This is a genomic window from Legionella sp. ST3F1 (assembly GCF_048553315.1).
Taxonomy (GTDB): domain Bacteria; phylum Pseudomonadota; class Gammaproteobacteria; order Legionellales; family Legionellaceae; genus Tatlockia; species Tatlockia donaldsonii.
This window is the reverse complement of record NZ_JBLZIO010000029.1, coordinates 24311-32625: the sequence shown is the minus strand read 5'-3', so window position 1 is coordinate 32625 and position 8315 is coordinate 24311. Positions and strand designations below refer to the sequence as shown.

Sequence of the window (8315 nt, the reverse complement as noted above, 5' to 3'; positions counted from 1 at the left end):
GGTTTATTGGTTTAATAATCGTATCATTGCACATGCTCTACTCCCTTGGTATGGATGGTTAAACCTAATTGGGCAGGTTGTTTTGGAGAGGGAATACCTTGATTACGCTCCGCTGCATCAAGGCTACTAGCTTTAACTAACATTAGTTAATTTGATTCTAAATTTCTGTCTTCCCCGCGTAGGCGGGAAACGAAATTCCAACCAAATCACAAGCAATTTGAGAAATAGATTTCCGCTTTCGCGGAAATGACACCCGTCTTGTTTTACGAAGCTGTAACCGGTTTTTCTCGGATTACAGCTTCACTTAATTTTGGCTAAGGGTTTTTCCCTGGCGATGCCAGTCCGTTATGATCAAATTTAATGGTGCAGGCATAACGGCAGGCTGCCTCGCGGGGAACATTTTTTCCATGTTTCGTGATATCAGCATTGGTATAGCGACAAAGAATGCTCGTACCTTGTCGATACAAATGACCAGCGGCGCCTTCTTCATGAACTTTGGGGCCGGTCAGTGAATTATAAATAAGCTTGGCTTGTTTCCCCTGAATCTCCAGGCTGCTAGCGGCCTGGCTATTGAAAGCAAAACAAGCTCCCAGAATCAAAAAGGGGAGTGGTAGACAGGATTTCATACTTTGCTCCTTGCGTAAGTATTCACATGGAGTTATAGCATATTGATTAAAAATGAGCCACCACGGCTGGTTAACCCCTCGGTGGCGGATGACAGTTTGCTTAGTCCTCAGTGCTTTGCTTGTCTTGAGAGGCTTTTGCAGTGTCAGTTTTATTTATTAAAGTTTCTTTTCTGGCTAACTCGGTTTTCAATTCTTTGTAGCGGGCACTTAGATCATTGATCACTTCTTTAGGCTGGGCCTTCTCAATTTTGCTAACCAAATCATCGATTGCCTGCTTAAGATTATTAAGCCTCGTAGCCAAGGTTGGTAAAGGTTTCCGTTGATATTTTTCTGTCAGCTGCTGATAAAGCGCTTTTTTGGCTTCTAAAAAGGCAAAAATTTCATGTAATTTTTTGGTCCGTGCCTCAATGTCATGCTCCAGCTCCTCTAAAGCAATGTGTGCTTTAGAAATGCGTGTTTTGCGCTCTTTAATTTCATTTTGCTGCAATAATTTTTCATAAGCATGGCTTTTTTGATTTTGCTGGTTAAAAAAGGACTTAGGCATTTTGGCCCTCCTAAAACATCCTGTGCGGTTTAGAATCTTCAATCCTGTATAAAATAGGATGGTTATCTTTCTAGCAATGCATAATAATGCTAATTGGAAATTAACATTTATTCAGTATCTTGATATTACTACAAGCTTAAACAACCTCATAAATTTTTTTTGGAAGCCTGTACTTCACCTTATGAGGATTCCTTAGCTGCTTGTTTATTATAGATTATAGGCCATACTGGGATGATTGACCTAAGTCATTATATCATTCTTTACAGCTTTGCTAGAGTTGGAAAAGAATCCCCAGCTTCTTCAACAAGCTCATAGGTTTGAGTCGTTTCAGGGTTACTCTTTAAGATTAAGGCTTCTTTTATGGCCAGCGCAGCTTTCAATTCCTCATAATGAGAACTTAAATCTGCAATAACTTTTTCTGGTTGGGATGCCTCAAGCTTGCCAAGTAAATCACTAATCGCTTGTCCTAATTTATTAATTCTTAGAGCTAGGCTTGCAGTGGGATTTTGCTGATACTGTTCAGTTAATTGCTGATAGAGGGCTTGTTTACTGTCCAGGAAATCAAAAACGCCTTGGAGCTTTTCGCAGCGTTTATCAATATCTTCCTTCAGTTGCTGCAAGGCTTGATGTGCCTGACGCAGGCGTGCCATACACGTAGTAATTTCATTTTGCTGTAGCAATTTCCCGTAAACGGGGAGCTCATTCTGATTAAAGAACAAATTAGACATTGTTTAATTTACCTATTTCCATTATTAACTGTAAATTGGCGTACCATCATTGGTTGGAATTACAATCCCATCTTCTTTTCCTGGAACAACAACACCCATATCCTTCCGTGATGAAGTATCAACAGGCGGTTGTACACTTACACTGTCAACCAAGTGAGTCGCTTTGGGCAATAGAGAACTATCCCCATGTACTACCTCGTCTACAAGCTCTCCAACCATGCCAAACTCTTGAGAATCGTCATACTCATGGCTTCCTACTATACCTACTACTTCTCCATTACCGGTATTACTCGTTTGTTGAGCATGTAAAGCTTCTTGGGCTTCCTTGGTATCCATTGCCAGGAAAGCTTCTCTATTTCTTTGCTCAAAGTTTGCCTGGAAGTCGTCCTCAATTTCTTTAGTACGCTTTGAGGTATTGACTTGATAAGCGGATAATTGGTGTTCATTATTAGCTATCTTGGCAGTACTGGCAACACCGACAACAGCCGCGCCAGCGAATGCAAGGTAGTTTTTTACGCCTTCCAGGAGTAATCCGAAAGGAGCCAAAACACCTGTAGCCATTAATGCCAAATTTACCAGCGTCACGAAAACTAAGAAACCTAAAAAAAGGCTGCCTGTATTTCTTCGTGCAAAAGATTGTTTGGCTGCCGATTCTAAAGCTGGGTCTTTAATAGCTTTAAGAGCTTGTTCGTGTAATTTCTTCTGCTGCTCGAAATGCTTTTCCCTGGTCTGGAATACCTTATTGTGACCTATATTTATAAGGTGCATTTCTTTAAGATGTGTATCTAGCTCTTCTAGCCTTTCAACATCTACTCGGCCGTCTTCAAGAATAGTATCGGCAAACAAAGCGGCAACGCTTTCGGATTTCAAAAATGCCAAAAATTCCTGGGCGACAGTGCCACTTTCTACTAATTCTTTTTGCTTATCTGCAGAGTCGTGTTTAATAAGTTCTGCGGTGGAGAGAAACAAAACGTCTCTATCCTCAGGGTTACCAACGGTGTTTCGTATTGTACAAGCAACCCAGAGAGAGGGATCTTCTATGCAATAAGAAAGAGAAACACCACAGAGTATCCCCTCATCATTGTAGTAGGCCAAATCGACTTTTTTCGTATTAGCATAGTATTTTGTGAGTTGCTCTTCTTCTTTTCTCCCCGTACCTTCTTTAACAAGGTCAGGGTCTGCCATAAAAACACCAAAAAGAAAATGATAAAGCCCGGCAGTTATGTTGCCTTGCGCAAAATCATAGCTAGGAGTATTGACCCAGTCTCGTACAAAATTATCGCCTGTTTTACCATTAGTAGGAAGAAAAGGGGTTCTTGATAAATCTTTAAAGATATTGCCTACATTCTCTAGGTAGCTCGATTGTTTGAGAGTTTCTTCTACCGGATAACGTGTTTTACCCGATGCCATGCGTGTTGGTGGCAAATATTTGCTGGAAAATGCAGCGGTCACTACCTCGCGATGATTTCCAGTAATTTTTCTTACTTGTGGCATGATGGTTTCCTGCTTTCATTTTGCATAGTGCCTTTATTGTAACAAATAAACCTTATGAAAAGATTATGAGATATGAAGTAAGAAGACACAGCTTACAACGACAATGGACAGATTATATACATTTCTTTGTTAATTGTCTATTTCTAGCTCTCAAACTTGAAGGTACTCAGGTAACCCCCCTAATTCAGCTTGCAATCCTGATGTCGAAAGCAGAGCTTTGCAATAACCCCTTGAGGCGTTTTTTGAAGACAGGTTAACAATTATTAAGGAATGGTTTAAGTTCTTTAATTCTTGCAGCGAGCTCAGGGGAAAGGGTTGTTGATATTGTTTTCTGAGTTGTTGATAAAGTGCTTTTTGCTATCTGGTAAAGAGAAAAACCCCTTGTCATTTTCACGGTGCGATTCAATGCCTTTCCGGCGAGCATTTATGCGTGATTGATATGATTAATGCGCGCATTTTGCGCGCATTAATTGGCATCTCCATTAGAATGTGAGTGTGGTTTCGTCAGTGTTTGTTGGATTAACAACATCTTTTTTGGTCACTACTACAGGGGAATGGACAGGGTTAGATTCATGTACACCATCGATCGCTCGTCTTGCCTCGTCCAACACTTGATCCTTAGATTTAACTACCAGGCCCAAGTCCACTTCAATCTCTTTAAAACCATCAAGTTCAGGGAGACTGTCGGAGCTGTTGCTTTGTTGGCTGTCATCTAGTTGGCTGTCATCGACTACAACGTGTTCGTGAACTACATCGACTACAACGTGTTCGTGAACTACATCGTGTACAACATGCTCTTGAACTACATCGTGTACAACCTGTTCTTGAACTACTACTGGTTTTTCGACCACTTCAACTGGTGGAAGCTTGCTCAAATTCTTTTCATAAAGAGCATGAGGTTTTTCGGGATCCTGCCGCGTACCAAGTCCAAAGACACCTAAACCAACCGCTGCGGCGGTAAGGCCTGCCCCTAGAGTGACTGTTCCGGTGGCAACGCCAAGGCCTAATCCTGCTAACCAGCCACCGACCGCCTGAGATACGACCGGGATTGGAGCAAAAGCCAGGACAATACCGGCGGCAAATAAGAGGAAACCAAAAATTTTTGCAGCCATTGAGGTTTTGTTGCCCTCTTTGGTCGCTTTAGCCCAGGATTCCATTTTCTCTTTGCGGTTTGGCTCAGCAGGTTGAGCATTATCAGGTTTTGCTTTAACCAAGGCGGCATAATCTGCTCCCTGATCAGCAAGCATCATTTGACGCAACTGATCAGAGGAAATTTTAACCGTTGCCCAGTTATATTTTTCCTTTGTGCTTAACGGTTTCTTACCTGCTTTTACTTGCTCCTGTTGCAGCTCGCGAGAATCAATTTTTTTCTGTAAGAAAGGAGATAACTCACCGGCCGCTCCGGTCTTACTGTGCGATTCGCCTGTCCTCACATTGTGTTTGCCTGGAGCACTTGCTTCAATACCAACCATAACTATGTTGGAATCCTGGTGTAAGTACATGTGACCCCACTCACCAGATTCATCGGGATGTTGACCCAAACTGCCTGGAGCGCCTTCTCGACTGGCTATATGATTTCCACCAATCGCTAAATTAATTCCAGCATGTTTAGAAGCGCCGACAAGGGCACGAAACGCATCAGAAATAGCGCCTAATAAACCGGATTTAGCTTCTGCTGGGCTGCCATTCGCATCGGTGCCGCCGGCGCGATGGGTGGCGAAAGCACGGGGTTTAGCCTGATTATTGGTGATGAAAGCGTAGAATTGTTGTTGTTCTTCGGCTGACAGCGCACTGACATCAAAGTTAATTCGACCCCCATGAGTCAGGTATTCACCAATTGGATAGTCCTCATCAGGTGCCTGGCCATTTACTGTCAAAGTACCTGATTTGATAGCTAATAAAACTCTGCCTAACGCTTTGGTATTTTCAGTATCGCTTCGCAGAGTATCTTCCAGCAACTCTAATCCCGTACGCGGCAACTCAACCCCAGTAATTTGGGGATCTATGGCCTGAGCAATTTCTTCTTCATTCTTAGCATTTTCAACAAGATTAATGTGTTTATCACGCTTTTCTTGCAACGCTTTAAGGCGAGCATCCTTATCGTCGGCCTCATCCTGCTCAATTAACGCTTTCGCACGTCCAAATCCAATTTTTAATTTCTCAATTGCAACTTCTTGTGCGTTTTGCAAAGCATCGGTTTCTTTCATCTTTGCCTTAAAGACTTTATTGTTCGAAGAGACTGAATTATGGGTATCAAGGGTTTCTTTCAATACTTGGAGCTTTTGAGTATCAACGTCACCATTGTCCCTGAAAATACCCGCCAGCAAACCTTTTGCATGTTCGGAACCTATAGAATCGAGGAAGGTAGTTGCTGTCTCAGAGGACTCAAGAACCTCACCTTCTTTATCAGTCAGATCTTCAGGTGTTATAATCAGTACTTCATTGTCTTCTGCTGCACCGTTTGTATTACGAACAATACTGGCAGCCCATAACGAAGGATCAACGGTAGAATACTCAATAGCAAGACCACAAAGAACCCCCTCATCGTCATAATACGTAAATTGATAAGTTTCCCTGTTTTTGTAATAAGTCTCTATTCGATTTTCCTCAGTCCGTCCTTTTTCTTCATTAACAAATTTAGGGTTTAGCATGATGAAGAATTGCAGCAGCGGGGTAGAAAATAAGGCACCAGTTAAGCTCCCCTGAGTATAATGTAGTTCATCAGGATTGGATGCGTCAGTAATAAAATCGTCAACTGTCTTGCCATTTGTGGGTACAAAGCGAGCCCTTTCGATATCTTTAAGGAGCTGCTGTGTGTTAGATCTATATGGAGTTGGTTGGAGAAAATCCACAGGGATAACTTGTTTTGTGTTTATTTCTCGGGAATTCCCTACTATTTTTTTAACGTTCGGCATAATAATTTCCGCGTGTTGTGATAGTTAATACTCAGTTTAGCAAACAAACCTTAACAAAAAATTAATCATGAAGAACGTACTAATCAATACATACCCACGCCTTTAGGATAGAACGCCTCACTATTGATTAAAGTTTCTTTTATGGCCAACTCTGATTTCAATGCTTCATAATTGGCGCTTAAATCGGCTATCACTTTGGCTGGTTCAGTTGCTTCCATATTAGCCAGCATATCTGTAATGGCTTTTTGAAGCTTTTCAATGCGGCCTGCCAGAGAAGGTGAAGGTTGATTTTGATAGCGCACTATTAATTGTTCATAAAGCGCTTGTTTCTCATCCAGGAATTCATAGATACCTTGCAATTTTTGGCAACGGTTATCAATGTCTTGTTTTAGGCGCTTTAAAGCCTCATGGGCTTCATTGATACGCGCTTTGCATAGGGTAATTTCGGTTTGCAGCTGTTTACCTGTATACACCGGTCGTTGTACATTTTTTCCAAAAAAATTTGACATCTTCAATTTACCTCAATCAGAGCATGAAAGGGGTCATTCCAGCGGAATGGACAGATTATATACATTTTTTTGAAGGCTGTCCATCCAGTACTAAATACAGTAGCCACCACAGGCATAGGCCTGTGGTGAAATTATTTAACGCTTGGCGACTGCCAGGCCTTTTAAGATAGTAAGTGCAGCGTACAATTGATAATCTTCGTGAAGCAAGGTTTGATCATCTTTTGCAGATGCATTCGTTTTACTTTGTTCGCCTTTTTCATCCTTGTTCAGTAGATGCCCACTCAAATCGGCTTCACTGAAACCGGCAAAACCCCCTGCTTTCGGGTCAGCTTTGGGTACAGCGATCTCTTCGACCACGATGTCAGGGGTAATACCTTTTGCTTGAATAGAAGTTCCAGAAGGCGTGTAATACAACGCGGTAGTCAATTTGATTCCTCGTTTGTCATCAAGAGGGAGCACTGTTTGTACCGAGCCTTTACCAAAACTTTGCGTGCCGAGAATAATAGCGCGTTTGTTATCTTTCAGTGCACCGGCAACAATCTCTGAGGCAGATGCAGAGCCATTATTAATGAGTACCACTAATGGCGCATTGTTCAAGATATCACCCGGATTAGCCAAGGCAGTAAATTTTGAGCCAGGGAGGCGGCCTTGGGTGTAAACAATGAGTTCAGGTTTGCCAGCCTTGCTTGTATCAAGGAAAGCATCCGAGACTTGGATTGCTGAGTCCAACAACCCGCCTGGGTTATTACGTAAATCCAGAATAAGGCCTTTAAGTTTACCGCCAGACTGTTGTTTTAACTGGCTAATCGCTTTTTCCATATCTTCGCCAGTCATCGCCTGGAATTGGGTTAGGCGTACATAACCATAGCCATCGTCCAGTAATTTGCTTTTTACGCTCTTGATCAGAATTTTTTCACGTACCAGTGAAAAATTGAGTGGCTTATTCTCGCCTTTACGTAAAATAGTTAGATCCAGGGTAGTTCCTTCCTTGCCTCGCATTAATTCAACCGCTTCTTTTAAGCTGATGCCTTGCACCGATTGGTTCCCCAATTTAATGATATAGTCACCGGCCTTAATACCTGCTTTGAAAGCGGGGGTGTCAACTAAAGGAGTGACAACCTTGACTACACCATCTTCCATCGTCACTTCAATGCCCAAGCCGCCAAATTCACCACTGGTTGAGGTTTGCAATTCTTTAAAAGCATCCTCATCCAGGTAAGTGGAGTGGGGATCCAGACCACTGAGCATACCCCGTATGGCATTATCAAAAAGTTCCTTGTCATCGACAGGTTTAACATAATATTTCTTAATTTGACCGATGGCATTGGAAAACCGTTGCACATCTTCCATAGGAATTCGTTTAGTGGAGGTTTCTTCGGCAGTATAAGCTTGTAGTGGAAAAAGAAGGCTTGTGCTGACCCATACTGTGATCGCACCAAAATAAAGGCGTTTGTTGTACATACTGTTCTCCTTTGGTAAGTTTGGCGCTGTATGCGTCA

At 42.2% G+C, this 8315-nt stretch carries 7 protein-coding genes; all 7 read right to left on the bottom strand.

Going from position 1 to position 8315, the window contains the following annotated elements; translation table 11 throughout:
* Positions 1-314: 314 nt before the first annotated feature.
* A complete protein-coding gene (locus ACN4Z1_RS15280; RefSeq protein WP_228364619.1) occupies positions 315-626 on the bottom strand; it encodes a hypothetical protein in 312 nt (103 codons plus the stop codon).
* A gap of 100 nt (positions 627-726) precedes the next feature.
* A complete protein-coding gene (locus ACN4Z1_RS15275; protein ID WP_228364620.1) occupies positions 727-1170 on the bottom strand; it encodes a hypothetical protein in 444 nt (147 codons plus the stop codon).
* Between the two features lie 260 nt (positions 1171-1430).
* Positions 1431-1898: a hypothetical protein gene (locus tag ACN4Z1_RS15270; RefSeq protein WP_419388326.1), complete on the bottom strand. Its 468-nt coding sequence runs from the start codon at positions 1896-1898 to the stop codon at positions 1431-1433.
* Between the two features lie 24 nt (positions 1899-1922).
* On the bottom strand, positions 1923-3392 hold the full coding sequence (locus tag ACN4Z1_RS15265; protein ID WP_419388327.1) for a hypothetical protein: 1470 nt from the start codon (positions 3390-3392) through the stop codon (positions 1923-1925).
* A 482-nt stretch (positions 3393-3874) separates the two neighbouring features.
* Positions 3875-6307, bottom strand: a complete 2433-nt coding sequence (locus ACN4Z1_RS15260) for a hypothetical protein (RefSeq protein ID WP_419388328.1) — start codon at positions 6305-6307, stop codon at positions 3875-3877.
* 83 nt (positions 6308-6390) lie between these two features.
* Positions 6391-6816: a hypothetical protein gene (locus ACN4Z1_RS15255; protein ID WP_228364624.1), complete on the bottom strand. Its 426-nt coding sequence runs from the start codon at positions 6814-6816 to the stop codon at positions 6391-6393.
* A gap of 135 nt (positions 6817-6951) precedes the next feature.
* A complete protein-coding gene (locus tag ACN4Z1_RS15250; RefSeq protein ID WP_115220496.1) occupies positions 6952-8277 on the bottom strand; it encodes a S41 family peptidase in 1326 nt (441 codons plus the stop codon).
* Between the last annotated feature and the right edge of the window lie 38 nt (positions 8278-8315).

Excerpts from the sequence above, each read along its gene's own strand:
- ACN4Z1_RS15280 (WP_228364619.1), bottom strand. The coding sequence starts at position 626 with ATGAAATCCTGTCTACCACTCCCCTTTTTGATTCTGGGAGCTTGTTTT.
- ACN4Z1_RS15275 (WP_228364620.1), bottom strand. The coding sequence starts at position 1,170 with ATGCCTAAGTCCTTTTTTAACCAGCAAAATCAAAAAAGCCATGCTTAT.
- ACN4Z1_RS15270 (WP_419388326.1), bottom strand. The coding sequence starts at position 1,898 with ATGTCTAATTTGTTCTTTAATCAGAATGAGCTCCCCGTTTACGGGAAA.
- ACN4Z1_RS15265 (WP_419388327.1), bottom strand. The coding sequence starts at position 3,392 with ATGCCACAAGTAAGAAAAATTACTGGAAATCATCGCGAGGTAGTGACC.
- ACN4Z1_RS15260 (WP_419388328.1), bottom strand. The coding sequence starts at position 6,307 with ATGCCGAACGTTAAAAAAATAGTAGGGAATTCCCGAGAAATAAACACA.
- ACN4Z1_RS15255 (WP_228364624.1), bottom strand. The coding sequence starts at position 6,816 with ATGTCAAATTTTTTTGGAAAAAATGTACAACGACCGGTGTATACAGGT.
- ACN4Z1_RS15250 (WP_115220496.1), bottom strand. The coding sequence starts at position 8,277 with ATGTACAACAAACGCCTTTATTTTGGTGCGATCACAGTATGGGTCAGC.